We start from the raw sequence: 26,348 nt of genomic DNA, 5'->3' as shown, positions 1-26,348 counted from the left end.
GTGCCCCGGCTACCCGCCGCACACACCGACAGGTACCGGCGGGGGAGAATCTCAGCCGCTCGTGCCGGAGCGCCGGTCGCGGTGCGCGATCCAGGCCCGCTCGTACGCCTCGCGGTGGCGTTCGGCGCTGGTGGCCCAGGAGAACTCCTTCGCCCGCCGCTGGGCCGCCTCGGCCAGCGAGGCGCGCCGGGACGGATCGTCGAGCAGGTCGCCGAGCGCGGCCGCCACGTCCCCCGCTCCGACGCCGCAGTAGGCAACCGCGTCGCCACCGACCTCGGGCAGCGCCAGCCTGCGGGTGGTGAGCACGGCGGCACCGCAGGCCATCGCCTCCAGCACCGGCAGCCCGAAGCCCTCGCCGAGACTCGGGTAGGCGACCAGTTCGGCCCCGCCGAGGAAACCGGCGAGGCTGTCGAAGGGCACGTAGCCGGCGCGGATGACGCGCAGCCGGTGCGGAACGGCGTCGAGCGCCTTCTCCACCTGGTGGTCCCAGCCGGGCTGCCCGGCGAGCACCAGCGCGGGCGGATCGGGCCGGTGCGCGACGGCGCGGGCGAAGCCACGGATCAATGCGGGCACGTTCTTGCGCGGCTCCAGCGCGCCGAGGAACGCGACGTACCCGGTGCTGCCGAGCCCGACGTCGGCGCGCGCGGTGGCGACCTCGGCGGGCGTCGGCGGATGGAAGCGGTCGACGTCCACGCCGTGCTGGATGACCGCGAGGTCCTCGACGCGGGCGCTGGTGACGGTGGCCAGTTCCTCGGCGGTGGCCACACTGGGCACCACGCAGAGCGAGGCGCGGCGCAGCGCGGCGAGCGTCCACGCGCGGAAGAAACGCGCCTTGACCGAGGAATGCAGCATCGCGTCGGTGAAGAAGGTCGCGTCGTGCAAGGTCACCACGGACGCGGTCTGGTTCGCCAGCGGAAGCGTGTAGTGCGGCGAGTGCACCACGTCGATGCCGAGCCTGCGCACCAGCATCGGCAGCGTGGTCTGCTCCCAGGTCAGCCGCGCGGTCCTGGTCGCGGTGGAGGCCGCGGTGGGGACGACGCGGGCACGCGGGGCGAGGCGGCCGTAGAGGGTGCCGTCGCGCGGCTGGCAGACCACGGTGAGCCGGGCCCCGTCGGTGTCCAGCGCGGCGGCCAGCGAGTCGACGTACCGGCCGACGCCGCCGCGATCGGCGGGCACGGCTGTCGCATCGATCAGCACGCGGAGTTCGGCGGGCACCCGTGCAGCGTACGACCCGGGCCGCCGGGACCGGTCGGAAACCAACAAACTCACACCCGCCGAAGGCCCAGGTGCACCGACCACACCCGTTCGGCGGCGGCCCGCCAGGTGAACGCCTCCGCCCGCTGCCTGCCCAGCGTGCTCATCCGAGCGGCCAGTCCCGGATCGGTGAGCACCGCGCGCAGGGCGGCGGCCAGTGCGGGGGCCTGCCCTCTCGGCACCACCCGGCCCGCGCCACCCGCCACCTCGACCAGCGCGGGCGCGTCCGAGTGGACCACCGGCACGCCGAGGGCCATGCCCTCCAGCAGCGGCAGGCCGAAGCCCTCGGCGAGGCTGGGCACCGCGAGCACGCTCGCCCCGCGCAGCACGGCGGCGAGCCCGGCGTCGGGCACCCGGCCGAGCACGCGCACCCGGCCGGGGTCGACGCCGTGCTCGCGGGCCAGCGCCGCCGGGTCGAGCCCGCCCCAGCCCGGTTGCCCGGCCAGCAGCAGCGGCACGTCCGGCACCTCCCGCATCGCCGCGATCAGCACGTCCAGCCCCTTGCGGGGTTCCAGCGTGCCGAGCGCGAGCACGTACCGGGAGGGCAGGTCCGGTGGCCGCGCGGCCGGATCGTCCGGCAGGTCCGTGACGCCGTGCCCGGCGACGTGCATCGGGGCCACCGTCCGCACCCTGGCCGCCAGGTCCGCGGCGACCGCCTCGGTGGGCACGAGCAGCGCGCCCGCACGCTCGGCGGCGCGGGCGATCATCGCCCGGTGCCACCGCACCCCGCGGGGGGTGAGGGTGCCGGGATGGGTCCACGGGACGGTGTCGTGCACGGTCACGGCGAGGCCGCGCCCCCTCGGCGCCCGGGGCGGGGCGAGCGGGGTGGGCGCGTGCACGGCGTCGCCGCCCGGCCACAGCGGCACGCCCGCCTGCCAGGCCGCGACCAGCGCCCTGGGCGGCAGCGGCAGCGCGCGGGGCCCGGTCACCCCCTCGACGCGGGCGGCCTCGACATCGGCACGGCGGGCCACGGCGCTGGCCACCCGCCAGCCCTCCGGCACGGTCGCCGCGAGGGCGCGCAGCAGTTCGGCCGTGTAGCGCCCGGTGCCACCGGGCACCGGCGCGAGGAGCTGCTCGGCGATCACCACGAGTTCGGGCACGGGCACTATTCTGCTCGGCGTGCCGCCGTCCCCCGTCAACGCCACCGTGAGTACCACCGTCGTGGTCGTCACCTGGCGTGGCGCGGCGCACGTCGGACGCTGCCTGGACGCGCTGGCCGCACAGGACCGTCCACATCGGACGCTGGTGGTGGACAACGCCTCCGACGACGGCACCGCGGCGATCCTGGCGGCCCACCCCTGCGCGCCCGAGGTGCTGCGGTTACCCCGCAACACCGGCTACGCGGGCGGAACGGCCGCCGCACTGTCCTTTGTGGACACACCGCTGCTGGCCTGGCTGAACGACGATGCCGCCCCCGATCCGGGCTGGCTGGCCGCGCTGGAGGACGCGCTCGCCGCCGCCCCCCGCGCCGCGGCGGCGGGCTCCCGGCTGGAGCGTCCGGACGGCGGCGTCCAGTCGCTCGGCGTGCGGCTGACCGCGGACGGCCACGGCGCCGACGTCATCGAGGAGGGCACCGAGCCGTTCGGCTTCTGCGGGGGTGCCGCCCTGCTGCGCACCGGGGTGCTGCGCCGCGTCGGCGGCGTACCCGCCACCTTCTTCTGCTATTACGAGGACACCGACACGGCCTGGCGGCTGCGGCTGGCCGGCTGGGACATCGTGCGGGTACCGGAGGCCAGGGTCACCCACCTGCACGGCGCAAGCACCCGCCCCGGCTCGGCACCGTTTCACCTGTGGAACGAGCGCAACCGGCTGCTCACGCTGCTGCGCTGCGCCCCGGCGGCAGTGGCCTGCCGCGAACTGGCCGGGTTCGCGGCGCTGACGGTGCTGCTGCCGCTGCGGCGGGACCGGCCGGACGCGCCGAACTTCCGCCCCGGACTGCGCACGCGGGCGCTGGCGGGCGTGCTCGTCCGGCTGCCCGCCGCGCTGGCCGCACGCCGCGCGGTGGGAACCAGGGCGAGCGCGGGCCGAGGCGCGGTCTGGCGGCGCTGGGCAGGCGGATAGGCTCGTCGGCACTACCGGAAGGAGACCGGCGTTGGCCGAGGGGGCAGAGGTCCGAGCGCAGGCGGCGCACACCGGACCGGAGCGGGCGCGGGTACAGCAGGGCGAGCTGACGCCGTCCGGACTGCTGCCACTGGTCTCGGTGATCGTGGTGAACTTCCGCGGCGCGGAGGACACCATCCGGTGCCTGAACGCGGTGGCGGCCGGGGTGGACTACCCGCGTCTCGAGGTCATCTGCGTGGACAACACCGCGGGCGGTGACGACGCGGCCCGGATCCGGGCGGCCGTTCCCGGCGCGACGGTGCTGGAGCCGGGCCGGAACCTGGGTTTCGCGGGCGGCTGCAACCTCGGTGCCGAGCGGGCGACCGGGACCGTGCTGGCCTTCCTGAACAACGACGCCACTCCGGACGCGGACTGGGTGCGCGCGGCGGTGTCGGTGCTGCGCGAGGAGCCGGGCATCGCGGCGGTCGCCAGCAAGGTCGTCGACGCCGAGGGCACCGGGGTCGACTTCGTCGACGGCGGGCTGACCTGGTTCGGCATGGGCTACAAGCGGCACGCGGGCGGGAAGCTGGCCGAGGTGCCCGCCGCCGAGCACGCGATCGCGAAGGACGTGCTGTTCGCGACCGGCTCGGCGATGTTCGTCCGGGCGGGCGTGTTCGCCGAGCTCGGCGGCTTCGACGAGCGCTTCTTCATGTTCTACGAGGACGTGGACCTGGGCTGGCGGCTGAACCTGCGCGGCTGGCGGGTGCGGTACGTGCCGGAGTCGCTGGCCTACCACCGCCACCACGGCACCATGTCGGCCATCGACGCGCCGGAGACCGGCCGGGAGACGTTCCTGCTGGAACGCAACGCACTGGCCGCGCTCTACAAGAACCTCTCCGACGAGACGCTGGCGAAGGCGCTGCCCGCGGCGCTGGCGCTCACCGTGCGCAGGGCCACCGCCCGAGGTGAACTCGATCCGACCCAGCTCGACCTGGCCCACGGCGTCGGACCGGTGGTCACCTCCGCGGTTCCGGTGCCGCGCACGACACTGGCCGGGATGCTGGCGGTGGACCAGTTCGTCGAACTGCTGCCCTCGCTGGCGGAGTCGCGCGCCGTCGAGCAGGCCGCCCGGGTACGCACCGACGCGGACCTGATCCCCCTGCTGCGCAAGGCGCTCGAACCCGCCTACCCGCTGCCCCGGTACCTGGACGCGCACGAGATCCTGGTCGAGGCGTTCGGCATCGAGAACGCGTTCGGGCACCGCCGCAAGGTGCTGGTCATCACCGGCGACGCGATCACCGAGCGGATGGCGGGCCCGGCGATCCGGGCGTGGAACATCGCCTCGGTGCTGTCGGTGGAACACGACGTCCGGCTGGTCACGGTGAACCCGCTCGCGGCGCCGCCGCCCGCGCCGTTCCAGATCTCCGCCGCCCGCAAGCGCGACCTGCGCGAGCCGGTGGAGTGGGCCGACCTGATCATCCTGCAGGGTCACGTGCTGGAGATGGCGCCGGCGCTGAAAGACCAGCACAGCAACAAGATCGTCGTCTGCGATCTGTACGACCCGATGCACCTGGAGCTGCTGGAGCAGGGCAAGGAGGCGGCCGACGACCGGCGGGCGGCCGACCTGCTCGGCGTCACCCACGTGCTCGACGAGCAACTGCTGCGCGGCGACTTCTTCCTCTGCGCGTCCGAGCGGCAGCGGCTGTTCTGGCTCGGCCACCTCGCCGCGCTGGGCAGGCTCTCGCCCCGGCTCTACGACGCCGACCCGACCACGCAGTCGCTGCTGTCGGTGGTGCCGTTCGGACTCCCGCCCGAGCCGCCGGTCCGCTCCGGTCCCGGCCTGCGGTCCACAGTGGACGGCATCGAGGACGGTGACCGCGTCGTGCTGTGGGCGGGCGGCATCTACAGCTGGTTCGATCCGCTGACGCTGGTGCGCGCGATCGACGGCCTGCGGGAGCGCCGCTCCGACGTACGGCTGGTGTTCCTCGGGATGCGGCACCCGAACCCCGAGGTCGCCGAGATGGACATCGGCACCAGGACCGTGCAGCTCGCCGACCGGCTCGGCCTCACCGGCAAGCACGTGTTCTTCAACGAGCACTGGGTTCCCTACGGCGAGCGGCAGAACTGGCTGCTCGACGCCGACTGCGGGGTCACCACGCACTTCGAGCACGTGGAGACGACGTTCGCCTTCCGCACCCGGGTGCTGGACTACCTGTGGTCGGGACTGCCGATCGTCACCACCGACGGGGACGCCTTCGCCGACCTGGTGCGCGCCGAACGACTCGGTGTCGTGGTGCCCGCCGAGGACCCGGTCGCTCTCGCCGAGGCGCTGGAGCGCTGCCTGTACGACGCCGAGTTCGTGGCGGGCTGCCGGGACCGCATCGCGGTGGTCGCCGAGCGGTTCGCCTGGCCGACCGCGCTGCGGCCGCTGGTGGAGTTCTGCCGCAACCCGCGTCCGGCCGCCGACCGGCTGGCCGGGGGCACCGAGCTGGCACCGGCGGAACCCCTGCGCGGCAAGGAACTTGTCCGGCGGGATCTGGCGCTGGTCCGCGAGTACCTGAGCGACGGCGGCCCGGTGGAGCTGGCCCGCAGGGTCGGCGGACGGCTGCGCAAGGTGGCGCGGTCCCGGGGCTCCGATGGCTGAGCGGCCGTTGCGGGTGCTGCTGGACGGCACTCCCTTGCTGGGTGATCGGACCGGGATCGGCCGCTACACCGCCCTGCTGTGCGAGGAACTCGCCGCAAGGTCCGATGTGGACACACGCGCGGTGGCGTTCACGCTGCGCGGCTGGCGCAAGCTGCGCGGCGTCCTGCCGCACGGCGCGCGGGCGCGGGGGATGCCCGTCCCGGCGCGGCTACTGCGCAGGGCGTGGCTGCACGGCAACTTCCCGCCCGTCGAGCTGTTCGCCGGAACCACCGATGTCGTACACGCCACCAACTTCGTGCTTCCCGGCATCAGCAGGGCCGCCGGGGTGCTCACCATTCACGACCTGGCGTTCCTCGACGCACCCGGCGAACTCCCGCCCAGCGACGCCGAGCTGCCGGAATTGGTGCGCAGGGGGGCCCGCCGAGCCGACGTCATCTGCACGCCCACCGACGCGGTCGCCGACGCGGTCGCCGAGCGGCTGGACGTGGACCGCGGCAAGATCGTCACCACCCCGCTCGGCGTGGACCCGACCTGGTTCGCCGCCCGTCCGCCCGGCGACGCGCTGCGCGCCCGGCTGGGGTTGCCGAAGGAGTACCTGCTGTTCGTCGGCGCGCCGGGGCCACGCAAGGGGCTGGACTGGCTGGCCCGTGCGCACGCGGCCGCGCCGGAACTGCCGCCACTGGTCTACAGCGGGCCGGGCCGGTTCGCGCTGACCGAACGTTCGCAGCACACCGGCTACCTCACCGACGTTGACCTCTGCAACGTCGTCGCCGGGGCGGCCGCGCTGGTGCTGCCCTCCCGCGACGAGGGTTTCGGTTTGCCGGTGCTGGAGGCGATGGCCTGCGACGTGCCGGTGGTCTGCACCGACATCCCGGCCCTGCGCGAGGTGGCGGGCGGGCTGGCCTCGCTGGTCGGCTACGAGGACACCGAGGCACTGGTGGAGGCGCTGCGCCGGGCGGTCGCCGATCCGCACGTCGCCTCGACCTCGGCCAGCCGCCGGGCCCACGCGGCCACCTACACCTGGCACCGGTGCGCCGACGCGACCGTCGAGGCGTACCTGCGGGCCGCGGGCCGCTGAGCCCCGGCTCGCACGCACCCGCACGGTCCGGCCCAGTCTGGTCGAACGGTCCTGGCCAGGCGCTCTTGGTCAGCCGGTCCTGGTCAAGCCGTCCTGGCGAAGTACTCGCCGAGCGCCTTCTGCCACGGCGGCAGCGGGGTGAGACCCGCGGCGCGCCAGGAAGCGTCGGAGAGCACCGAGTACGCCGGGCGCGGGGCCGGGCGGGGGAACTCCCCGGTGGTGCACGGCCGCACCCGTTCCGGGTCGGCGCCGAGCCCGGCGAAGACCGCCCGCGCGAAACCGAACCAGGTGGTGTCCCCGGCCCCGGCGCAGTGCAGTACCCGTTCGGCGGGCGGATCGTCCCCGGTGACCCGGCGGGCGAGTTCGAGCAGCCCGGCGGCCAGATCACCCGTCCACGTGGGACAGCCGCGCTGATCGTCCACAACGGACACCGTGTCGCGCTCGGATTCCAGTCGTGCCATGGTCTTCACGAAGTTGCCGCCGTGTTCGCCGTACACCCAGGAGGTGCGCACGATCCACGCGCGGGCACCCGATCCGAGCACGGCGTCCTCACCGGCGGCCTTGGTGCGCCCGTAGGCGGTCCGCGGGGCGAGCGGGTCGCCGGGCTCGTAGGGCCGGTCCGCGTCGCCGGCGAACACGTAGTCGGTGGAGACGTGCACGAGCGGCACCCGGCGCGAGGAGCAGGCGGCGGCGAGCACCCGGGGCCCGTCCGCGTTGATCGCGAAGGCGCGTTCCTCGTCGGTCTCGGCGGCGTCCACGGCCGTGTAGGCGGCGGCGTTGACCACGACCGGCCGGGCACCGGCGGCCTCCGCCCGTGCCCGCAGCTCGGTGACGGCCTCGATCACCGCGCCCGGCCGGGTGATGTCCAGGTCCGCGGAGCCGGGGGCGTGCACCTGGACCCCGGGTCCGGCGAGTGCCGCCAGGTCGCCGCCGAGCTGACCGGTCCCGCCGGGGACGAGCAGTGCGATCGCGGGTTCGGCCACGGCGATCACTTCCCCGCCAGCGCGGCGCGGGACTTCAGCGGCTCCCACCACGCGCGGTTGCCCGCGTACCACTCGACGGTCTCCGCCAGCCCCTCGTCGAACGGCTTCTCCGGCCGGTAGCCGAGTTCGGAGGCGATCTTGGTGATGTCGACGGAGTAGCGCCGGTCGTGCCCCTTGCGATCGGTGACCCGCTCGACCCGGTCCCAGTCCGCGCCGAGCGCGTCCAGCAGCCGTCCGGTCAGGTCCAGGTTGGTCAGCTCGGTGCCGCCGCCGATGTTGTAGATCTCGCCGGGGCGGCCACCGTCCGCGACGAGCTGGATCCCCCGGCAGTGGTCGTCGACGTGCAGCCAGTCGCGCACGTTGCGCCCGTCGCCGTAGAGCGGCACCGTCCCGCTGTCGAGCAGGTTGGTGACGAACAGCGGGATGACCTTCTCCGGGAACTGGTACGGGCCGTAGTTGTTCGAGCACCGCGTGACGCACACCGGCAGCCCGTGCGTACGGAAGTAGGAACGCGCCAGCAGATCCGAGGACGCCTTGGAGGCCGAGTACGGCGAATTCGGCTCCAATACGTGCTCCTCGGACCACGAACCGCTCTCGATCGAGCCGTAGACCTCGTCGGTGGACACGTGCACGAACCGTCCGACGCCCGCGTCGTGCGCGGCCTGCAGCAGGGTCTGGGTACCGACGACGTTGGTCAGCACGAAGTCGGCGCCGCCGCTGATCGAACGGTCCACATGGGTCTCGGCGGCGAAGTGCACGACCAGGTCGGTGCCGACCATGAGCTGCCGCACCAGGTCGGTGTCGCAGATGTCGCCGCGGACGAACCTCAGCCGCGGGTCCCCTTCCACCCGCGCCAGGTTCGCCTCGCTGGCCGCGTAGGTGAGCTTGTCGAGAACCACCAGTTCCGCGTCGGCTACCGATGGGTAGGCCCCGGCCAGTGCCTGCCGCACGTAATGCGATCCGATGAACCCGGCACCACCGGTGACCAATACCCGCATCGTTTCCCCTATCGGTGTTCCTCGCGTGGACCTGCGCAGTCTGCCACGCGCGAGCGTCCCGGCAAGAACACAACGGCCCGGCAACGTTTCCGGAACCAACCGGCAGCTGACATGGAGCCCAGTAATGTGAACAGCACACACTCAGTGTTTTTTTCGGATCGGGGATTCCGGCCAGTGCCAGCGGGGGCGTCGCTGGAGTGCACGGCCGGTCGGGAGGAGTTCGCGTGACCGACTGGTCACCGGTACCGGTCGACGGAAAGGCGCCGCGCCGCTTCCGGCCGCCACGGCTCGCCCGCCCCGTCGTCCTGCTGCGCCGAGCAGGCAAGGTGGTGTTGTCACTCGTCTCGGTCATCGTGGTCACGCTGACGTGGTACGGGTGGCAGTTCATCGGGGGGATCAACGAGGGCGTCGCCACCACCGATGTCTTCGCCCAGGGACTGCCCGCCAAACCACTCGACGGGGCGATCGACATCCTGCTCGTCGGACAGGACAGCCGCACCGACGCGCAGGGCAACCCGCTGCCGCGCGAGGTCCTCGACATGCTCTCGGCCGGCGAGGCGGACGGGGAGCGCCAGACCGACACGATGATCCTCGTGCACATCCCGCAGAACGGTAAGCAGGCCGTCGCCATCTCCTTCCCGCGTGACTCCTGGGTGGAGTTCGCCGGCGACTACGGCGGCAAGCACAAACTCAACGGCGCCTTCGTCTACGCCTACAACGACATGTCAAAAACCTTGCAGGAGCAGGGAAACACCGACATGGCCGATGTGGACGAGCAGTCGAAGATCGCCGGCCGCAAGGAACTGATCGCCACCGTCGAGAAGTTCATCGGCAAGCCGGGAATGATCGACCGCTACGCCGAGGTGAACCTGTCGAGCTTCTACGAGGTCACCAAGTCCATCGGCGGCATCGAGATCTGCCTGAACAACGCGGTGCGGGAGAAGCGGTCCGGGGTCGACCTGCCCGCCGGGAACCAGACCGTGGAAGGCGTGCAGGCACTGGGTTTCGTCCGGCAGCGCTACGACCTGCCGAACGGTGACCTCGACCGGATCGCGCGGCAGCAGGCGTTCCTCTCCGGTCTCGCCCGCAAGGTCCTCTCGCCGGACGTGCTGACGAGCCCGTCGAACATCAGCGACCTGATCGGCGCCGTGAAGAAGTCCGTGGTGCTGTCGAAGGACTGGGACCTGATCGAGTTCGTCGACCAGATGCGCGGGCTCACCGGCGGCAACATCCAGTTCCGCACCATCCCGACGCTGGGCAACGCCTCCATCGGCGGGGCCGACGTGATGGAGGTGGACCCCGAGGCGGTGCAGGGTTTCGTCGACGAACTCACCGCCGACGCCGACGCGCAGAAACCGCCGCCCGCGCCGGCGACCACCACCTCCGGCCCGCCCGCCATCCCCGGTGCCGACCAGGTGACCGTCGACGTCTTCGACGGTTCGGGCACGGACTCGACCGGTACCAGTACGCAGAACACGTTGACGGACAAGGGTTTCCGGCCGGGCGAACAGGTCACATTGGACGCCAGGGACAGCACCGTCGTGCGCTACGCCCCCGGCGGGGAAGCCGCTCTGGAACTGCTCCAGCAGGCGCTCGGCCGCACGTTCACGGCGGAACCGGACAGCGACGTCGAACCCGGCAGGCTCCGGGTGCTGCTCGGCCAGGACCTCGCGGACCCCGCGGCCGGCTCCTCCCCCGGTGGCGGCCCCGCCGAACCGGGGTCGGCCGAGCCGGAGGCAGGCGAGCAGGATTCGTCGGAGCCGGGTGGCGGTGCCGCGGCCGAACCGGAGGAACCTCCCATCACCGCGGCGGGCGTGCCCTGCGTCAACTGAGCACCGGCGTAGGCGCACCGGCCACCACCACCGGAGGTTCCGGCCGTGACATAGCCTTGTCCGCGGGAGTTTCGCCGTGCCGGGTACGGGTGCGGCGGGGGAGGTGACGGGGGATGAGCGAGCACGACGAGCAGGAATCGCAGGCCGGCGAGGAAGCGGACGCCGCCGGGGCCGGGAACGTCCCCGAGCGAGTGTCCGGCACGCTCGACGATGCGAGCGGCGAACCGGGTGCGGACACCGGCCCCGAGGCGCCCGGCAGCGACGAACCCGGCCCCGATGTGCCCGGTGGCGATGTGCCCGGTGGCGATGTGCCCGGTGGCGATGTGCCCGGTGGCGACGAGGGTGCCGACGACGGTCCGGACGAGGTCACCGAGCGCGATCGCGACGCCGGGAGCGGTCCCGTCGCCGAGGACCACCTCCCGCTGTTCACCCACGGCGGTGCCACCCTGGTCCCCAGCCCCTTCCCCCGCACCCCGGAACCCGAGCCCGCCCCGGCGATCGCGGTCCCCCGCCGAGGGGGAGCCAGGCGTGCGGGCCGGGTCGCCGGTCGTACCGTGCTGGCGTTGCTGTCGGTCATCGCACTGGCCGGCACCGGCTACGCCTACGCGACGCTGGACGACATCCAGGACAACGTGAACACCACCGATGCCCTGATCCAGGAGGGCCCGGCCCCGGCGAAGGACGACGGCGCCACCGACATCCTGCTGGTCGGCACCGACGCCCGCACCGACATGCAGGGCAACCCGCTGCCGCTGGAAGTGCTCAAGGCGCTGCGCACCGAGGAGACCGCGGGAATCCACACCGACACGCTGATCATCCTGCGTATCCCGAAGGACGGCGGTAAGCCCTCCGGGGTGTCGATCCCCCGCGACGCCTGGGTGGACGTTCCCTCCGGCGGCAAGAACAAGGTCAACTCCGCGTTCGGCACGGCGAAGGCGGCCGCGGCGAGGGAACTGCGGGCGCAGGGCAACACCGACGAGGCCGAGGTGGAACGCGAGTCCGACCAGGCGGGCCGTGGCGCGCTGGTGAAGACCGTCCAGGATTTCACCCAGATCCGCGTCGACCACTACGCCGAGGTGAATCTGCTCGGCTTCTACCTGCTCACCGAGGCACTCGGCGGCGTCGAGGTGTGCCTGAACAACGCCACCGAGGACAAGGACTCCGGTGCCGACTTCCGGGCCGGTCCACAGGTGGTGTCCGGGGGTGAGGCGCTGTCGTTCGTGCGCCAGCGCAAGAACCTGCCGCGCGGCGACCTCGACCGGATCGTCCGTCAGCAGTCCTTCCTCGCCTCGGCCCTGCACCAGGTGCTCTCGGCGGGCACGCTGACCAGCCCAGCGATGCTCGGTCAGCTCACCGACGCCGTCCAGCGCTCCATCGTGCTCGACCCGGACCTGCACCTGCTGGAGTTCGCCGAGCAGGTCAAGGGCGTGGCCTCCGGTGACATCGGTTTCGTCACCGTCCCGGTGCTCTCGGTCGGCGGGCGTTCGCCGGACGGGCAGAGCATCGTCGAGGTGGACCCGGCAGCGGTGCAGCAGTACGTCGCGAGCCTGGCCGGCCGTGGCGAGGCTCCCGTCCAGCCCGCCCCGCCCGCGGGCGGGGGTGGCGCGCCCGGCTCCGGACCGGTGGCCCCACGGCAGATCACCGCGGAGAACGTCTCCTGCGTGAACTGAGTCCACGCGGTGGTGCGCCGCGGATGTGCGGTCGGCGATCATCGGGTTAGCCTGGGCCGGTGAGCATCACCGAACAGCTTCTGCGCCCGCTACTGAAGACGGCCGCCGCGCGCCCGTTGATCACCCACTACGACGATTCCGCCGGTACCCGGGTGGAGCTTTCCGTTGCCACGCTGGCGAACTGGGCGGCCAAGACGGCGAACTGGCTGGTCGAGGAGGTCGACGTCGAGCCGGGCGACGAGGTGGCGGTGGAGCTGCCGGCGCACTGGCAGACGGCGGGGGTGCTGCTCGGCGCGTGGTGGTGCGGGGCGCACGTGGTGACCGACGCGGCGCAGGCCCGGGTGGCGTTCACCGGGCCCGGTGTCACCACGAGCGCGGCGCAGGCCACGGCCGTCCTCGCACTGGACCCGCTCGGCCGGGGTTTCGGCGATCCACTGCCGGACGGGGCCCTGGACTACCTTTCCGAGGCCCGTCTCGCGGGCGACGACTTCACGTCGCTGTTCCCGATCGAGGGCGACACACCGGCGCTCGCCGGGTCCACTGTAGACGAAGTACTTGCCGAGGCGCGTTCCCTGGCCGGGGAATCTGGGATCACCGACGGTGCGCGCGTACTGTCCACTATGGAATGGAACGTGCCGGGGGGCGTTCTCGCCGGCCTGCTCGCTCCACTGTCCGCCGGGGCCTCCCTGGTACAGGTGACCGGACCCGATCCGGCGAAACTCGACTACCGGCGCGGCACCGAGCGCACGACGGTCGACCTGCTGGGCTGAGGCGGAGCGCGGGAGATGTACGTCGGACTGGTGCCGGTGCCGGCCGGGCAGAAATCGGTACTGGGCAACCTGCTGCAGTTGTACCTGCACGACAGCACCGAGTTCCGCGACCTGGACCTGTCCGATGACGGCACGTACCACTACGAGTGGCTGGACGCCTATTTCACCGAAACCGACCGCGAGGCGTACTTCATCACCATCGACGATGTGCTCGCCGGATTCGCCATGGCCCGGGACAACACCGGGACGGGCGGCGCGTGGAACATCAGCGAGTTCTTCGTGCTGCGTTCGCATCGGCGTCAGGGCGTCGGCGGGATCGCCGCGCGGGCGCTGGTGGTGCGTCATCCGGGAATCTGGACCCTGTCGTTCGACCATGCGAACGGAGCGGCCGTCCGCTTCTGGCCCGCAGTGGCGGAGTCCGTGGCGAACGGCCGCGTCGAACGGTGGGAGCGCATGCCGCCCGAGGTCGAATACCCCGGCACGCGGCTGCGATTCCGCGTCGGCTGAGGATCAGGCGGGCTGCTTGGTCCGGTCCTGCCTGTGGCCGGAGAACCGGCCCCCGAACAGCACCCGGTCGAGGGAGAACGCTCCGCCGTTGAAGCCGAGGGCGAGACCGGCGGCGGCGAGCACCAGGACGAACTCGTAGCCGCCCTGCCCGGTCAGTCCCGCGTCGAGGTGCACGGCGAACACCGCGCCGAGACCGACCACCGCGTAGCCGATGCCGACCAGCGGCAACGCGAATCCGACGATGAACGCGACCGAGCCGATGATCTCCACGGCGATGGTGAACACCGCCGCGACCTCCGGCAGCGGCAGCCCGCTGCCGGCCATCATCGCGGCGGTGCCGTCGATGCCCTTGTCCCATTTCTGCAGGCCGTGTGCCAGGAACACGATCCCGATCACGATCCTGCCCAGTAACGCCGTGAGGTCCCCTACCCGAGCGAACATGTCGCGGCAACTCCCTTACCCGTCGGCATCTAGGTGAAGTTTCAACTAGGCGTCGACCGTACCGAGTCCGTTCTGAAGACGATGTGAAGTCCGGGTCGCGTCACCCGCACGGCGGCTCGCCGCGGACGGGCCGGTTCCTCAGTGCTTGTGCGCGCGGGCGGCCCCGAAGCAGTAGACGCCGAAAGCGGCGAATCCGGCCGCGACCGCGACCAGCGCGAACACGCCGAACGGCTGGGCGGCCAGCGTTCGCAGCGCGGCGTCCAGCCCGCCCGCCTGGCCCGCGTCGGCGGTGAAGGCCGCGAAGCCGATCAGCACGGCGATGATGCCGAACACGACACCCTTGGCGACGTAACCGGCGACCCCGAGGCGGGTCACCCACCGCTGCGTCCCCTTCGGCAGGTCGTGCATGTCCAGGTCCTCGGTGAAGGTCCGGCGCACGCCCTTCACGATCGACGCGATCGCCACCCCGGCCACCACCAGCGCCACGAGGCCAACGACGATCTTGCCCGCGGGCAGCGCCAGCAGCTTCGCGGTGAGCTCCTGCTGCTGTGCGTCCCCCGAACCACCGCCGCCTCCGCCCGCGGCGAGACTCGCCGCGTACCCGGCCAGCCCGAGCACCACGACGGCGCGCGCGGCCGAGCCGACCCGCTTGAGCGTGCGGTCACGGTCCTTGCCGATCCAGTGGTATCCCTTGGCGGCCATCAGGATCTGCCACAGGCCGTAGGCGAACAGGCCGACCACCAGTACCCACAGCACGACCTTGCCCGGCGCGGTCGAGCCGATCTCGGCGACCGCTCCCCGCTGGTCGGCCTCCTGCCCGCCGCTGCCCACCGCGATGCGCACCGCGAGGTATCCGACGATCAGGTGCACCAGCCCGAAGCAGGCCATGCCCGCCCGGCCCAGCCCCTGCGCCACCTTGCTGTTCTTCACCTGCCGCGTCCTGCCCGCCATCCACGTGCCTCCTCATCCACTACGCGGACGGAAGCATTACCCAGAAGAGTGAAGATCGCCGAGCGTGAGGGGCTGACCTGCCGGAACCATCGGTCACCGGGTTCCGCCGATCACTCTGGCGGCAGGCGTCTCGCGCCGTACCCACCCGAGCGCAGGCGTTCGGCGGCGGCGAGCACGGCCATCGGCACGTCGTCCGGCGTCGCGTCGACCAGGGCGTCGATCACCGCATCCGCTTCCCCGACGGCCGCCGTATGAGCGGCGAGCCCGGCCGGGCCGGCGCCCGGGCGGTGGAAGTCCCACAACACGCCGGTGTCCGCACGCAGCGCCACCGGGATCGTCGCCGTGTCCAGCGTCATCGGCCACCTCCGAAATCCCGTGACAGCAAGGAAAACAGCGTAAGCGCGACACGGACAGGGCGCTGCGGACAACGTTACCCGCGAGGAAGCGAGCACCTGCGGGGACGGGACGGCCGCACCCTTCGCGCTGCCCCCGCTCGCCCGCACTCTTTGACAAGAACTATCCACTCCGCATATGCTTTCCATATAGAAAGTTGATGCAGATCGGAGAAGAACATGTCTGACACGCCCGAACTGGACCAGGTCGTCGACGCACGACGCAAGCTGTCCACCTACGCCGAGCTCTCCCGCACCTACTGGGCGGTCCACGGGGTCGCGCTGGTGCTGATCGCCGGGATCCCGATCTGGCTGTCGTTCCTGCCCGGGCAGTCCACCAACCTCCAGTGGGTACTGCTCGCGGTCTGCTTGGTTTCGGCGGCCTACTCGGTGATCCAGCGTCAGCGGTCCGGGGTCGCGCTGCCGCGCCGGATCGGCGCGTATCCCAGCGCCCGGAAGGTGCGGTTCGCCGTGCTCGCGGTCACCCTCGCCAGCGTCGGCGGCATCTACGCGCTGGTCGAGAACGGTCATCGCGTCGCCGCCTCGGTGATCCTCGTCCCGGTGGCCGCGTTCATCCTGGTGGGCCAGATCTGGACCCGCGCGAGGATGCGCGACGACATCGCGGCCGGCCGGATCGCGCTGTGACGGAGTCCGACCGTTCCGGCACCGGAACCACTCCCGTGGACACGGTGGCCGAGCGTCACCCGATCTTCGAGACCGGGCCCCGATTGGCGCTGTGCGCACTACTGCAGGGCGCCGACTGGGTCGAGTTCGCCACCGTCCGAGACCTGATCGGCGCCAGCGACTCCGCCGTCTCCAAGCACAGCCGGACCCTCGAAGAGGCCGGCTACCTGGAGATCCGCAAGGGTTCGGTCGGTCGGCGACCCCGGACCTGGCTGCGTCTGTCCCCGTCCGGGCGCACCGCGCTACGCGGCCACCTGAGTTGGCTGACCGGCCTGCGCCACGCCATCGACAGCCCCGGCGACGCGGCAAGTCCGGTCACCGGCACGGCCGACCCGGGTTGAGGCGCACGCTCGGACATCCGTCAGGCATTGGGCCGGTGCCTTCACCGAAGCTGGCGAAGAAATACCGACGCCGAGGAGGAAATCTGTTGATCGGCGCTTTGTGGTCGATGGAATTCAAGGTTGGCGCTCGGCCGTGCCGACTCGGCAACCACCGTTGAAACATCTCGTTGAGGAGTGCTTCAGCCCCAGACCGGGAAACTGCTTCCGAACCAGCGAGAATGTCAGGACAAATGTTGACGTGGCTTGCAGTGAAGGCCTCGGCATTCCAGACGGGACCGGCAATGGTCTTCCATGTTTGAGAACCAACGTCATCCACAAGGATCACGACGCTGACCCAGGTGCACGACGGGCCGCTGAACATGTGCCAGGCGCCTACCGCGCCACTGGCGACCTGGCAGACGTTCCCCGGGACGCGGAAGATGATCTGTGATAACTTCGGTGCCGCTGTGCAACACCGCGAATTCGAGGAGGTGAGACCGATCAACTCTGTGACAGGTCGGGGCTCCCTTCTTTGCATGGCTTAGGGAGCGCCCGCACAAGGCATCCCGAAAGGCTTGAAACGCTGATGCGCTTCACCTCCCGGACGTCGTCGGACGGCGTCACCGAACAGTTCTTCACCCTCGATGAGATTCCCGGCGTGCTGTGGACGCCGCACGACGCCCGCGGTATTCGTCCGCTGATTCTGCTGGGCCATGGTGGCGGGCAGCACAAGATGGCCCCAGGCACCGTGTCCCACGCGCGCCGTTACGCTGCCGAGGGTTTCGCTGTCGTCGCGATCGACGCGCCCAATCACGGCGACCGGCCCAAGAGCGAGGAGTTCGGCCGGATCGCGGCCGAGATGCGGACCGGCATCGCCGCCGGTGAGAATCCGGGCGCACAGGTCGCCGGCATGCACCGCTATCTGGCCGGTCGGGCCGTCGCGGACTGGCAGGCGGTCCTGACCGCGGTCCAGTGCCTCGATCAGGTCGGTGCCGGCCCGGTGGGCTACGCGGGTACGTCGTTGGGTTGCGGGCTCGGCGTCCCGCTCATCGCCACGGAGCCCCGGATCCGCGCTGCGGTGCTGGGCCTTCTCGGCGCGCACGGACTGACCGAGGATGCCGCGCGGATCACCGTGCCAGTGCGGTTTCTGGTCCAGTGGGACGACCAGATGGTGTCGCGGGACCAGAGCCTGGCACTGTTCGACGCCCTGGCCTCGGCTGAGAAGACCTTGCATGCCAACCCCGGCAGGCACGGCGATGTGCCGTCGTTCGAAGTGGACAGCTCGCTGAGGTTCTTCACCAGGCATTTGAGCTGACACGACATCACCGTGCCCGCTGCGCCGGCCGGAACCCGCTTCCGGTCGGCGCGGCAGTATGATCCGTCGCTACGTCATTGGCGGAACAAGCACGCTGCCCGATGAACAGCTACGCAAGATGGTCGACGGGGCGAACGTTGCCACCCGGCACCGGTACGAGATCACCCCCGCCGACTGGCTCAGCCCTTCAACAGCGCCCGCGCCATCACCATGCGCTGGATCTGGTTGGTGCCCTCGTAGATCTGGGTGGTCTACGGCCAATGATTCCGGCACCAGCGGAAACACCTCGATACGACCCATCTACCAGCCAAAACAGCGTTGGCTATCGTTGGCCGCGATTGGCGGTAGGCGACCGTCAAACGGAACAGCACTGTCCTACCCGGACCGCAGTGATGGCTGTCGTCCTGATCGTCGTCGCTGTGGTGTCCGCGCCCGGTGATGACGGGGCGGTCGCCATGCTCGTGGCGGCGTCGGTCGTGGCCGGATACTTCTCGGCTCTCGCGGTTGTCGCGGGCTTCCGCAGCGTCTACCGCTGTCTCACTCGCCCGGCTGCGGAACCGGCGTTGCACGAAGCTGTCGCCGAGGAGCTGGCGACGGTATCCCGCACCGGCTGGCGCATCGGTGACGCTTTCGCCGAGGCGACGCGATGAGCGCGCTGGTGAAGCAGGTTCGGGCGGCCGTCGAGGAGATGTCCGCCGCGCTGAGCCTGTGGGAGATGCGCGACAACACGAGAGCGCAACCGGAAGTCCGCGGAGCTGCGAACTCCGCCATCCACTCGATCGACGCCGCTCTCCGACACCTCCACGAACTGCGTCACACGCTCGTCGGGCAGATCCGGGAGAGCGACGACGCGACCGCCGGGCGGGTGGATGCGCTGCTGGCCCGACACGCGGCCGAGCAAGCTGAAGAGGCCGTACGGTGACGGTCCACGTGGTGGACGGGGTCCGCTATCGGGTCCAGGTCGACGGATCGACCGTGCACGTGTGGCGCGAGGTGTCTACGGGCGGCATCGATCGGTTCGTGCGGCAGGACAGCGTCCCGGCCGCCGATTTCGATGTGTCGGTTCTCCCTGTTCTGCGGTAGCCCTGACCGACAACGTTCCCGCCGGTACTCTGGTGGGACCTCTTCGCGGAGGAACGCCCCCGGGTAGCTCCCGGGGGCACGCGGGGAGGTCAACCCGCGAAAAGGTGACGGCAATGAGCGATGAGCTGGCCGGCAGGCCGATCGGTGAACGCATCCAGGCCATCCGCGAACGCACCGGTAAGAGTCGCCCTGTGGTGGCTGGTCTGGTGGGCCGCTCGGCCGAATGGTTGAAAGCCGTGGAACGAGGCCGGCGACAGCCACCCCGAATCGACATGCTGATCCGCCTTGGCGAAGCTCTCGGCGTCGTCGATCTGTCCGAGCTGACCGGCGCCGAGTCGCTGAACATCAGCCTCCAGCGCCGCGCCGGGCACGAGATCGTGGCTCCGATCCGAGAAGCCATCGAGTCCGCCGACCTGACCGTCTCCCCCGACCCTCGGCCGAACGCGGAACACCTGGCGGTCCAGGCCGAGCGTGCGTGGCAGACCTGGCACGCCTCGGCCATCCCCCGGGCCGCTGCCGGCGCGCTGCTGCCCCGCTTGATCCGAGAGGGACGCCGCGCGACCCGCCTCCTGGACGGAAACGACCGGCGCAAGGCATTCGCCGCGCTGGCTTCGGCCTACGCGCTGTCCGAGCAGGTGTTGGCCTGGGTGGCCGATTCCGCCCTCCTGTGGCTGGCTGCGGACAGATGCATGGAGTGCGCCCAGCAGGCCGACGACCCGGAAACCCTCGCCGCTGCCGCCTGGGTGCTCGGCAACGTCTGGCGTTCCACTGGCCGGGAAGAGGACGCTTGGCGGCTCGTCAGCGACGCCTCGGCCGTGTTGGAACCGCATCTCGACAACGGCTCCGACGACACCCGCGCCCTCTGGGGATCGAACCAGCTCCACGCCTCAATCACCCTCGCCCGGCTCGGTCGTGAGGGCGACGCTATGCACGCCCTCGATCAGGCCGACGCCATGACGGCCCGGCTGCCCAAGGGCTACGCGCACCCCTGGACCCTCTTCGGCAGCCCGAACGCCACGATGACCGGCATCTCGGTGAGCGTGGACCTCCGCAAGTCCGGCCACGCCATCGACTACGCCAACGCCGGAGACCTGGACGCCATACCGTCCCTCGACCGCCGTGCACGCCTGTGGCTGGAACTCGCCCGTGGATACAACCAACGAGGCGACACCATCTCGACCTTGCACACCATGCAGCGTGCGACCTCGATCAGTGCCGAGTCGATGCGCGCGCACCCGATCGCGCGCAGTCTCGCGGGTGAGCTGGTGACCTCCGGCGGCAGGCTGGTGGAGACCGAAGCACGCGCCCTGGCCCGGCAGGTCGGCTTAGTCGGGGTGTGAACGGAGGGGTACAGAACGTACCCATTCGCGGGGTGAGTCCGCGCGTACCCCATGTCTTCGCTTGCCTGTTCGATGCTTCGCAGCATGACGGCTCAAGCACTGATTGTGATGGCGGTGATCGGCGCCGCTGGCCTGTTCGCTGTGGGCTGGTGTGTGTGGGATGCCGTGCGTGACTGGTCGCAGGACGGCGAGCGGTGACCCGGCTACGGGTGGCGCCACCGCCGCACATGGCCGCGCGCCGGGTATCGAAGGCCACGGCGCAGGCGTGGGACTGGCATGTGCGGGAGTTCCGGCGCTGCTACCACTGCCGGGCCGTGTATCGCACCCCGGCTGACGCGACGGTCTGCGAGGACCTGCACAACGGCGATCGTGGCCGTTCGTGCCCGGTGCCGATGGGAGGGGGCGCGACATGACGCCCACCAACAGGCTCGGCCCGCTGCCGGTTGATCCGGCGCTCACGGTCGTGTGGCGGCTGTACACCAGGTCGCAGTCCTACACCCCCATGATCCGCGGCGCCGTCACCGCCGCCGAGTACCGGAAGGTGGTCGGCGAGATCGCCGACGAGATCACCGCCGCCGGCGCCGAACTGGAAGAGATCGCCGAGAAGCGGCGCCGATGACTGCCCGGCCGGTGTGCTGGCCCCGAGACGGTGCACCGGCCGGGCCACCAAACGAGAGTGAGTGACTGCGGTGAGTGAGTGCCTGCCGGAGCTTCCCAAGGACGAGCAGCCAGAGCCGATCCCTGCAGCGAGGCGTCCACCTGCGATGCACACCTACCCGAGAGCCACCGACGACGACCGGCGATCATGGCCGGGCATCTTGGTCAAACTGCGCACCTGCGCGCACTGCCGTACTACCTACCGGAACATGGCCACCGCAACGAGGTGCGGAGAGTTCCACGACGCGAATCATGACATGTCCGAGGTCAACCGGCCTTGATCGTCTCCAGGTACGCCTCAGCGGTGTTCAGGGCGGCCTTGCACCCATCTGTACCCGGACGGCCGATCACGCCTGCGACGAATACCAGTTGATCCGTTATCGCCACTGCCAGGTCACAGTCGCCGGTTGGACGGGCGTCATCGATCGAGACGAACGCCGCAGGATACCCGCCAAGTTCCATGGGCTCGAAGTAGCCGTCCTTCCACTGGCCGGACGCGTCCAGGTCGTAGAGGCGTTGGAGACCGTCGCCGGTCGACTGGTCGAAGTTGATACCGATCGTCGCGTCTTCGTAGTCCCGCCCGGCTGTCCACTGACAACCCGGGTTGCCGGAACCACTCACACCCTTCGGCCGAGGTGGTTTCGTAATCACGAAGCGCTGCAACTGCTCCGGGGTGAGCACCGCGCACGGATCCGCCAGAAACTTGGCCGGGTCCAGTGGTGTCGCCACCTTTGGTGCCGGATCTCCGGTGATCTGACCTGGGGCAGGGCTGCTGCTCTCCGCGCCCGACGAAGAGGCCTCCTGTGGTGGCAACACGGCCTGCCCAGGGGTAGATCCGCACCCGGCGAGCACGAGCCCGCCGAGGATCGAACCCACCAACACGATCGCTGCTCTGCTCACCTTCACCCGCCGTAGATTCCTGTGCTGCCGCCGTCTTCCTCGACACCGGTCTTACCCATTGCGTCCGTATTCGTTTCCTCGCGCGCAACGTAGCCATCCCTGGCCATTCGTAGCGAATCGATGAACGCTTGCGCGTAATCGGCCATCGACTGGGCATGGTCTACCCCCACGAGCATCGATCTCCGCGTCGCCTCGGCCTGGCCGACAGCCGGTGGATCATGCGATGGCGGTTCACACAACCGTGCGGCCTCCCGCAATCGCGCCACATTCGTGTCGATGTCGCCCTTGATCTTCTCCCACTCGGCGAGCTTGGCCGTGATCTGCTCGGCATCGAAGACGAACTGGCCGCCCTTTGTGTCACCTGTGGTCAAGACCTTGTTGATTCCGGAACCCAGCCCGGAGTCAGTCGCACTTGTCGACCAAGGGCCGTGCTGGCCTTGCACCTCTTCCCGGGTCCGCTTGACCTCGGCCTCAACATCATGAGCAGCACCCGGAACAGCGCCTGGCCCCACCCCGCCACCGGTCACCTGCTGCGTATCCGATGGTGCAGGCAGATCGCCAAGCACGGATCGCAGGTACTCGTCCCCCTGGCCCGCCATAAGCCCCCTTCCCGACAATCTCGGATAGGCCATACCGTATCGCGACCGGTCGAGCACTCGCAGCCACATCGCGAAGGTGCTCGGACACGAGAGAAGCCCCCGCACTCAACCAATCCGGAGACAGGGAGCGCGGGGGCCAGGGTGACCGGCGGGAGTAGTCACCGGTCGATCAGTGGGCCAGCGGCGGAGCCTCGCCGTCACCGTCGGGGTGGAACTCGCTGTCGAGGACTTCCGTCTTCGGCTGAAGGTTCGCGGGTGCGCCCGCGAGTACCGTCGGCTCGCCGCGGCCGACTGCCGAATCGACTCGCCCGGGGTGACCGGTGACTGGCTCACCGAGGCGGCACCAGCCGCTCTAACCCATGTTGGGGAGGTCACGGCGAGTGTGTGCTTCGGGCAACCGGACACGCCAGCATATTGGGGCATGTGCGAACGTCGACCCCAAGATGTAGTCTCTGGACACCGGCGAGGGACTCTCCCGGCACCCATAAGTGAGCCCCCACGACGCGGGAACGTCTGGGGGCTTGATCGAGAACACTAGGAGAATCTCGATATGACCAACCCTAGCAAGCGGCCCCAAGTACGCCAAGGTGGGGACCAAAGATCACCCTTTGACACCATTCGCCACGTCGATAGCAACGGCGAATTCTGGTTGGCGCGAGAACTGATGCCGCTGCTCGGGTACGACAGTTGGAGGCGCTTCACCGACGCGATCGAGCGAGCAAAGGCCGCTGCGTTTCTCGCCGACGCAGACCTGAGCAGGCTTTTTGCCGACGCCGGCAAAAAGCCCGGCGGGGGTCGCCCTGCGTGCGACCTTCGACTGGAGCGCCACGCGTGTTACCTCATCGCCCTGAACGGGGATCCACGCAAGACGGAGATCGCAGCGGCACAGACATACTTCGCCGTCCGCACACGAGAGGCCGAGGTATCTGAGCACGAGCACAGCGAGCTGCCGGCGTGGGCTCAGCAGCAGATCGAGACGATCAAGCGCGTTGGCCAGATCGAAGTGGAGGTCGAGAGGCAGCGGGATCGCCTTGACGTTACGGAAGCACGCTTGGACAGCATCGAGGGCCAACACGACTGGTTCGCTGCGCTCGCATACGCGAAGTACGTCGGCCTCAACACCTCGCTGGAGTTCGTCAAGCGCCTGGGTCGTGAGGCCACGCGTGTATGTCGAGAGAACGGCGTCACCCCGAGTCAATCGCAGCATCAGTTGTATGGGCAGGTGGGGTGTTACCCGCGGTGGGCGTTGGATGAGGCCAGTGCGGCGATGGCAAGAGTGAAGTAGGTACTGACGTAGATGTCGGGCCCGCCCTCCAATTGGAGGGCGGGCCCGACATCTACATCGACGAGCTCTACCGATCAGTGGCCGTTTCGTGCGGGCCGAGGTTGGCGGGCGCACCCGCTACAGCGACCGGGGCGATGATGGCGGCGCCGATGCCGATCAGCCATGCCGCGAGCTCGGGGGTGATGTCGACGCCGACGAGGGCCAGGACGCCGACGAGGCCGGCCGGGGTGGCGGCGCCGATCAGGGCGGCGAACGCCTTGCGGTAGCGCTGCCAGACGCTCACCGGTGCGGGGTGCTGGGTGTGTGCTGCCATGGGAGAAACCCGACGGCGAGCTGCGCACGCACCGACTCCTGTTCCGATGGCGCGACGGCGGGCATCTCAAGGCGCGAGCGTACTCCGAGACCGTGTGGAAGCCGTCGCTCGTCGCAGCGAAGGTCATCCCGGAACCGGTCGCGGACTCCCGCGGCCGGCGCCGCTACGTGACGACGCGCAAGGAGGGCACACACCAGCTCCGGCACTTCTACGCGTCGGTGATGCTCGCCGATGGTGTGTCGGTCAAGGATCTGTCGGTCTTCCTCGGACACCAGGACGCCGCCTTCACGCTGAAGGTGTACTCGCACCTCATGCCCGACTCGTACGACCGTGCCCGTCACGCGATGGACGCCCGCTTGTTCCGGCCTCGCGCCGTCGGTTGACGGAACATGGACGGAACAGCGGCCGTAACGATCAACGCCAGCAAACCGAAGGAGTAAGCGTGAAGCGAACCTCAGAACGCGGTAACCTGCGGAAAGCTACCCCTTGAGCAGAGCGCGGGCCATCACCATGCGCTGGATCTGGTTGGTGCCCTCGTAGATCTGGGTGATCTTGGCGTCGCGCATCATCCGCTCGACCGGGAAGTCGCGGGTGTAGCCTGCGCCGCCGAAGAGCTGCACGGCGTCGGTGGTGACCTCCATGGCGATGTCGGAGGCGTACGACTTCGCCGCCGAGGCGATGAAGCCCGCGCGCTTGTCGCCGCGCTCCGAGGCCGCCGCCGAGGCGTACACCAGGTGCCGGGCCGCCTCGATCTTCGTGCCCATGTCGGCGAGCATGAACTGCACGCCCTGGAACTCGCCGATGGTCTTGCCGAACTGCTTGCGCTCCTTGACGTACCCGATCGACGCGTCCAGCGCGCCCTGCGCGATGCCGAGCGCCTGCGCGCCGATGGTGGGGCGGGTGTGGTCGAGCGTCTTCAGCGCCGTCTTCAGGCCGGTGCCGGGCTCACCGATGATGCGGTCGGCGGGAATGGTGCAGTTCTCGAAGTAGATCTCGCGCGTCGGCGAACCCTTGATGCCGAGCTTGCGTTCCTTGGGCCCGACGGAGAATCCGTCGTCGTCGGCGTGTACGGCGAACGCCGAGATGCCGTTGGCCTTCTTCTCCGCGTTCGGATCGCTGACGGCCATGACCGTGTACCAGGAGGACTCACCGGCGTTGGTGATCCAGCACTTGGTGCCGTTGAGCACCCAGTGGTCCCCGTCGAGCTTCGCCCGGGTGCGCATCGACGCGGTGTCGCTGCCCGCCTCGCGCTCGGACAGCGCGTAGGAGGCGGAGGCGTCCCCGGACGCGATCGAGGGCAGCACCAGCTTCTTCACCGCGTCGCCACCGGACAGGATGATCGGCTGGGTACCGAGCTTGTTCACGGCCGGGATGAGTGAGGCGGAGGCGTCGACCCTGGCGACCTCCTCGATCACCACGCACGCCGCGATGGCGTCGGCGCCCTGGCCTTCGTACTCCTCCGGGATGTGCACCGCGTGAAAACCGGCCTTGACCAGAGCCTTCAACGCCTCGGCCGGGTACCGCTCCTGCTCGTCGACCTCGGCGGCGAACGGTGCGATCTCCTTCTCCGCGAGCGCGCGCACGGCTGCCCGCAGCCCCTCGTGCTCCTCGGCAAGCTGGTACAGCCCGGCGTCACTCACGTGCATCACCTTTCTCGCGCCACGTCACGGTCGAACCGCCATGTTAGCGCCCGTTCACTCCGGTGTCGGTGTGTCCTTGCCCGCACCGGGTGCCCGCATCGGTGCCACGCCCGCCTCAGTGGCCGGTCCGCTCCCGCAGTGCGGCGTCCTTACCCAGCACGAGCTGCTCCAGTTCGGCCTGGAACCGCGACATCCGGTCCGCCAGCTCCGGATCCGAGGCGGCCAGCACGCGCACCGCGAGCAGGCCCGCGTTGCGCGCACCGCCGACGGACACCGTGGCCACCGGAACCCCGGCCGGCATCTGCACGATCGACAGCAGCGAGTCGAGCCCGTCCAGGTACTTCAACGGCACCGGCACGCCGATCACCGGCAGCACCGTCGCCGAGGCGACCATGCCCGGCAGGTGCGCGGCGCCACCCGCCCCGGCGATGATGACGCGGATGCCCCGGCCCGCCGCGGACGTCGCGTAGTCGAGCATCCGCTGCGGTGTGCGGTGCGCCGAGTAGACGCCCACCTCGTACGGCACCGCGAACTCGTCCAGCGCCGTGCCCGCGGCCTCCAGCACCGGCCAGTCCGAGTCGCTGCCCATGATCACGCCGACCCGCGGCCGATCCGTCATCGCGTTCCTTCCTCAGATTCCCGTTGACCAGTG

28 protein-coding genes are annotated in these 26,348 nt (G+C 70.3%); 16 read left to right on the top strand and 12 right to left on the bottom strand.

Annotated features, from left to right (window positions below):
* Positions 1-51: 51 nt before the first annotated feature.
* Both CFN78_RS02715 and CFN78_RS02710 read right to left on the bottom strand, forming a co-directional pair.
* Positions 52-1,197, bottom strand: coding sequence for a glycosyltransferase family 4 protein (locus CFN78_RS02715; protein WP_094861108.1), 1,146 nt, complete (start codon positions 1,195-1,197; stop codon positions 52-54).
* A gap of 68 nt (positions 1,198-1,265) precedes the next feature.
* On the bottom strand, positions 1,266-2,354 hold the full coding sequence (locus tag CFN78_RS02710; RefSeq protein ID WP_094861107.1) for a glycosyltransferase family 4 protein: 1,089 nt from the start codon (positions 2,352-2,354) through the stop codon (positions 1,266-1,268).
* 19 nt (positions 2,355-2,373) lie between these two features.
* Here CFN78_RS02710 and CFN78_RS02705 point away from each other — a divergent pair, with 19 nt between their 5' ends.
* The 3 genes from CFN78_RS02705 (at position 2,374) to CFN78_RS02695 (ending at position 7,016) form a co-directional block, all read left to right on the top strand.
* Positions 2,374-3,315: a glycosyltransferase family 2 protein gene (locus CFN78_RS02705; RefSeq protein ID WP_240519223.1), complete on the top strand. Its 942-nt coding sequence runs from the start codon at positions 2,374-2,376 to the stop codon at positions 3,313-3,315.
* A gap of 106 nt (positions 3,316-3,421) precedes the next feature.
* A complete protein-coding gene (locus CFN78_RS02700; protein WP_094861105.1) occupies positions 3,422-5,938 on the top strand; it encodes a glycosyltransferase in 2,517 nt (838 codons plus the stop codon).
* On the top strand, positions 5,931-7,016 hold the full coding sequence (locus CFN78_RS02695; protein ID WP_094860877.1) for a glycosyltransferase family 4 protein: 1,086 nt from the start codon (positions 5,931-5,933) through the stop codon (positions 7,014-7,016). The genes CFN78_RS02700 and CFN78_RS02695 overlap by 8 nt, the downstream gene beginning before the upstream one ends.
* An 83-nt stretch (positions 7,017-7,099) precedes the next feature.
* Here the strand turns inward: CFN78_RS02695 and rfbD are convergent, their stop codons facing one another.
* Together rfbD and rfbB are read right to left on the bottom strand one after the other, a co-directional pair.
* On the bottom strand, positions 7,100-7,999 hold the full coding sequence (rfbD, locus tag CFN78_RS02690) for a dTDP-4-dehydrorhamnose reductase (RefSeq protein ID WP_420807839.1): 900 nt from the start codon (positions 7,997-7,999) through the stop codon (positions 7,100-7,102).
* A gap of 5 nt (positions 8,000-8,004) precedes the next feature.
* Positions 8,005-8,997 (bottom strand): dTDP-glucose 4,6-dehydratase, encoded by a 993-nt coding sequence (gene rfbB, locus CFN78_RS02685; protein WP_094860876.1) that lies wholly within the window; start codon positions 8,995-8,997, stop codon positions 8,005-8,007.
* Positions 8,998-9,221: 224 nt separating this feature from the next.
* Here rfbB and CFN78_RS02680 point away from each other — a divergent pair, with 224 nt between their 5' ends.
* The 4 genes from CFN78_RS02680 to CFN78_RS02665 all read left to right on the top strand — a co-directional run bounded on the left by CFN78_RS02680 (position 9,222) and on the right by CFN78_RS02665 (position 13,776).
* Complete coding sequence (locus CFN78_RS02680) at positions 9,222-10,829, top strand: LCP family protein (protein WP_165777411.1); 1,608 nt, start codon at positions 9,222-9,224, stop codon at positions 10,827-10,829.
* Positions 10,830-10,942: 113 nt separating this feature from the next.
* Entirely contained in the window at positions 10,943-12,499 is a 1,557-nt protein-coding gene (locus tag CFN78_RS02675) for an LCP family protein (RefSeq protein ID WP_094860875.1), read from the top strand.
* Between the two features lie 59 nt (positions 12,500-12,558).
* Complete coding sequence (locus tag CFN78_RS02670; protein WP_094860874.1) at positions 12,559-13,269, top strand: TIGR03089 family protein; 711 nt, start codon at positions 12,559-12,561, stop codon at positions 13,267-13,269.
* Positions 13,270-13,284: 15 nt separating this feature from the next.
* Positions 13,285-13,776 carry a GNAT family N-acetyltransferase gene (locus tag CFN78_RS02665; RefSeq protein ID WP_094860873.1) on the top strand — a complete coding sequence of 164 codons (492 nt, stop codon included), beginning with the start codon at positions 13,285-13,287 and terminating at the stop codon, positions 13,774-13,776.
* Positions 13,777-13,779: 3 nt separating this feature from the next.
* Here the strand turns inward: CFN78_RS02665 and CFN78_RS02660 are convergent, their stop codons facing one another.
* The 3 genes from CFN78_RS02660 to CFN78_RS02650 form a co-directional block, all read right to left on the bottom strand.
* Entirely contained in the window at positions 13,780-14,217 is a 438-nt protein-coding gene (locus CFN78_RS02660; RefSeq protein WP_094860872.1) for a DoxX family protein, read from the bottom strand.
* A gap of 138 nt (positions 14,218-14,355) precedes the next feature.
* On the bottom strand, positions 14,356-15,168 hold the full coding sequence (locus CFN78_RS02655) for a DUF1206 domain-containing protein (RefSeq protein WP_240519222.1): 813 nt from the start codon (positions 15,166-15,168) through the stop codon (positions 14,356-14,358).
* A 110-nt stretch (positions 15,169-15,278) separates the two neighbouring features.
* Positions 15,279-15,524: a hypothetical protein gene (locus tag CFN78_RS02650; protein WP_094860871.1), complete on the bottom strand. Its 246-nt coding sequence runs from the start codon at positions 15,522-15,524 to the stop codon at positions 15,279-15,281.
* A 216-nt stretch (positions 15,525-15,740) separates the two neighbouring features.
* Here CFN78_RS02650 and CFN78_RS02645 point away from each other — a divergent pair, with 216 nt between their 5' ends.
* The 7 genes from CFN78_RS02645 (at position 15,741) to CFN78_RS02615 (ending at position 20,921) form a co-directional block, all read left to right on the top strand.
* The gene (locus CFN78_RS02645; protein ID WP_094860870.1) at positions 15,741-16,205 is read left to right on the top strand and encodes a hypothetical protein; all 465 of its coding nucleotides are present in this window, start codon (positions 15,741-15,743) and stop codon (positions 16,203-16,205) included.
* Positions 16,202-16,585, top strand: a complete 384-nt coding sequence (locus CFN78_RS02640) for a winged helix-turn-helix domain-containing protein (RefSeq protein WP_240519221.1) — start codon at positions 16,202-16,204, stop codon at positions 16,583-16,585. Before CFN78_RS02645 ends, CFN78_RS02640 begins: the two co-directional genes overlap by 4 nt.
* Positions 16,586-17,150: 565 nt before the next feature.
* Entirely contained in the window at positions 17,151-17,879 is a 729-nt protein-coding gene (locus tag CFN78_RS02635; RefSeq protein WP_094860869.1) for a dienelactone hydrolase family protein, read from the top strand.
* Between the two features lie 392 nt (positions 17,880-18,271).
* Positions 18,272-18,529, top strand: coding sequence for a hypothetical protein (locus CFN78_RS02630; RefSeq protein ID WP_094860868.1), 258 nt, complete (start codon positions 18,272-18,274; stop codon positions 18,527-18,529).
* The gene (locus tag CFN78_RS02625) at positions 18,526-18,801 is read left to right on the top strand and encodes a hypothetical protein (RefSeq protein WP_094860867.1); all 276 of its coding nucleotides are present in this window, start codon (positions 18,526-18,528) and stop codon (positions 18,799-18,801) included. Before CFN78_RS02630 ends, CFN78_RS02625 begins: the two co-directional genes overlap by 4 nt.
* A gap of 274 nt (positions 18,802-19,075) precedes the next feature.
* Positions 19,076-20,302, top strand: coding sequence for a helix-turn-helix domain-containing protein (locus tag CFN78_RS02620; protein ID WP_094860866.1), 1,227 nt, complete (start codon positions 19,076-19,078; stop codon positions 20,300-20,302).
* Between the two features lie 409 nt (positions 20,303-20,711).
* Complete coding sequence (locus CFN78_RS02615) at positions 20,712-20,921, top strand: hypothetical protein (protein ID WP_094860865.1); 210 nt, start codon at positions 20,712-20,714, stop codon at positions 20,919-20,921.
* A gap of 305 nt (positions 20,922-21,226) precedes the next feature.
* Here CFN78_RS02615 and CFN78_RS02610 read toward each other — a convergent pair whose 3' ends face one another.
* Together CFN78_RS02610 and CFN78_RS02605 are read right to left on the bottom strand one after the other, a co-directional pair.
* A complete protein-coding gene (locus CFN78_RS02610) occupies positions 21,227-21,865 on the bottom strand; it encodes a DUF3558 domain-containing protein (protein ID WP_094860864.1) in 639 nt (212 codons plus the stop codon).
* Positions 21,862-22,425: a hypothetical protein gene (locus CFN78_RS02605; RefSeq protein ID WP_133116277.1), complete on the bottom strand. Its 564-nt coding sequence runs from the start codon at positions 22,423-22,425 to the stop codon at positions 21,862-21,864. The genes CFN78_RS02610 and CFN78_RS02605 overlap by 4 nt, the downstream gene beginning before the upstream one ends.
* 583 nt (positions 22,426-23,008) lie before the next feature.
* Here CFN78_RS02605 and CFN78_RS02600 point away from each other — a divergent pair.
* Positions 23,009-23,743 carry a BRO family protein gene (locus CFN78_RS02600; protein ID WP_133116276.1) on the top strand — a complete coding sequence of 245 codons (735 nt, stop codon included), beginning with the start codon at positions 23,009-23,011 and terminating at the stop codon, positions 23,741-23,743.
* A gap of 67 nt (positions 23,744-23,810) precedes the next feature.
* Here the strand turns inward: CFN78_RS02600 and CFN78_RS02595 are convergent, their stop codons facing one another.
* Positions 23,811-24,056: a hypothetical protein gene (locus CFN78_RS02595; RefSeq protein ID WP_133116275.1), complete on the bottom strand. Its 246-nt coding sequence runs from the start codon at positions 24,054-24,056 to the stop codon at positions 23,811-23,813.
* On the opposite strand from CFN78_RS02595, the gene CFN78_RS29440 reads away from it, so the two are divergent.
* A complete protein-coding gene (locus CFN78_RS29440) occupies positions 24,047-24,439 on the top strand; it encodes a site-specific integrase (RefSeq protein WP_094860860.1) in 393 nt (130 codons plus the stop codon). The two genes, CFN78_RS02595 and CFN78_RS29440, sit on opposite strands and share 10 nt — an antisense overlap.
* Positions 24,440-24,535: 96 nt before the next feature.
* Here CFN78_RS29440 and CFN78_RS02585 read toward each other — a convergent pair whose 3' ends face one another.
* Together CFN78_RS02585 and purE are read right to left on the bottom strand one after the other, a co-directional pair.
* The gene (locus tag CFN78_RS02585) at positions 24,536-25,702 is read right to left on the bottom strand and encodes an acyl-CoA dehydrogenase family protein (protein ID WP_205660399.1); all 1,167 of its coding nucleotides are present in this window, start codon (positions 25,700-25,702) and stop codon (positions 24,536-24,538) included.
* Positions 25,703-25,811: 109 nt separating this feature from the next.
* Positions 25,812-26,315, bottom strand: a complete 504-nt coding sequence (gene purE, locus CFN78_RS02580) for a 5-(carboxyamino)imidazole ribonucleotide mutase (protein ID WP_094860859.1) — start codon at positions 26,313-26,315, stop codon at positions 25,812-25,814.
* Positions 26,316-26,348 lie beyond the last annotated feature (33 nt).

Origin of the sequence: Amycolatopsis antarctica, from assembly GCF_002262875.1 — a bacterium.
GTDB classification, from domain to species: Bacteria; Actinomycetota; Actinomycetes; order Mycobacteriales; family Pseudonocardiaceae; genus Amycolatopsis; species Amycolatopsis antarctica.
The sequence above is the reverse complement of the archived record's forward strand: the minus strand, read 5'-3'. Positions and strand labels throughout refer to the sequence as shown.

Bases quoted from the DNA above. Each gene is read 5' to 3' on its own strand.
- CFN78_RS02695 (WP_094860877.1), top strand. From the start codon at position 5,931: ATGGCTGAGCGGCCGTTGCGGGTGCTGCTGGACGGCACTCCCTTGCTG.
- rfbB (WP_094860876.1), bottom strand. From the start codon at position 8,997: ATGCGGGTATTGGTCACCGGTGGTGCCGGGTTCATCGGATCGCATTAC.
- CFN78_RS02675 (WP_094860875.1), top strand. From the start codon at position 10,943: ATGAGCGAGCACGACGAGCAGGAATCGCAGGCCGGCGAGGAAGCGGAC.
- CFN78_RS02665 (WP_094860873.1), top strand. From the start codon at position 13,285: ATGTACGTCGGACTGGTGCCGGTGCCGGCCGGGCAGAAATCGGTACTG.
- CFN78_RS02660 (WP_094860872.1), bottom strand. From the start codon at position 14,217: ATGTTCGCTCGGGTAGGGGACCTCACGGCGTTACTGGGCAGGATCGTG.
- CFN78_RS02655 (WP_240519222.1), bottom strand. From the start codon at position 15,168: ATGGCGGGCAGGACGCGGCAGGTGAAGAACAGCAAGGTGGCGCAGGGG.
- CFN78_RS02650 (WP_094860871.1), bottom strand. From the start codon at position 15,524: ATGACGCTGGACACGGCGACGATCCCGGTGGCGCTGCGTGCGGACACC.
- CFN78_RS02645 (WP_094860870.1), top strand. From the start codon at position 15,741: ATGTCTGACACGCCCGAACTGGACCAGGTCGTCGACGCACGACGCAAG.
- CFN78_RS02635 (WP_094860869.1), top strand. From the start codon at position 17,151: ATGCGCTTCACCTCCCGGACGTCGTCGGACGGCGTCACCGAACAGTTC.
- CFN78_RS02630 (WP_094860868.1), top strand. From the start codon at position 18,272: ATGGCTGTCGTCCTGATCGTCGTCGCTGTGGTGTCCGCGCCCGGTGAT.
- CFN78_RS02625 (WP_094860867.1), top strand. From the start codon at position 18,526: ATGAGCGCGCTGGTGAAGCAGGTTCGGGCGGCCGTCGAGGAGATGTCC.
- CFN78_RS02620 (WP_094860866.1), top strand. From the start codon at position 19,076: ATGAGCGATGAGCTGGCCGGCAGGCCGATCGGTGAACGCATCCAGGCC.
- CFN78_RS02615 (WP_094860865.1), top strand. From the start codon at position 20,712: ATGACGCCCACCAACAGGCTCGGCCCGCTGCCGGTTGATCCGGCGCTC.
- CFN78_RS02600 (WP_133116276.1), top strand. From the start codon at position 23,009: ATGACCAACCCTAGCAAGCGGCCCCAAGTACGCCAAGGTGGGGACCAA.
- CFN78_RS02595 (WP_133116275.1), bottom strand. From the start codon at position 24,056: ATGGCAGCACACACCCAGCACCCCGCACCGGTGAGCGTCTGGCAGCGC.
- CFN78_RS02585 (WP_205660399.1), bottom strand. From the start codon at position 25,702: ATGCACGTGAGTGACGCCGGGCTGTACCAGCTTGCCGAGGAGCACGAG.
- purE (WP_094860859.1), bottom strand. From the start codon at position 26,315: ATGACGGATCGGCCGCGGGTCGGCGTGATCATGGGCAGCGACTCGGAC.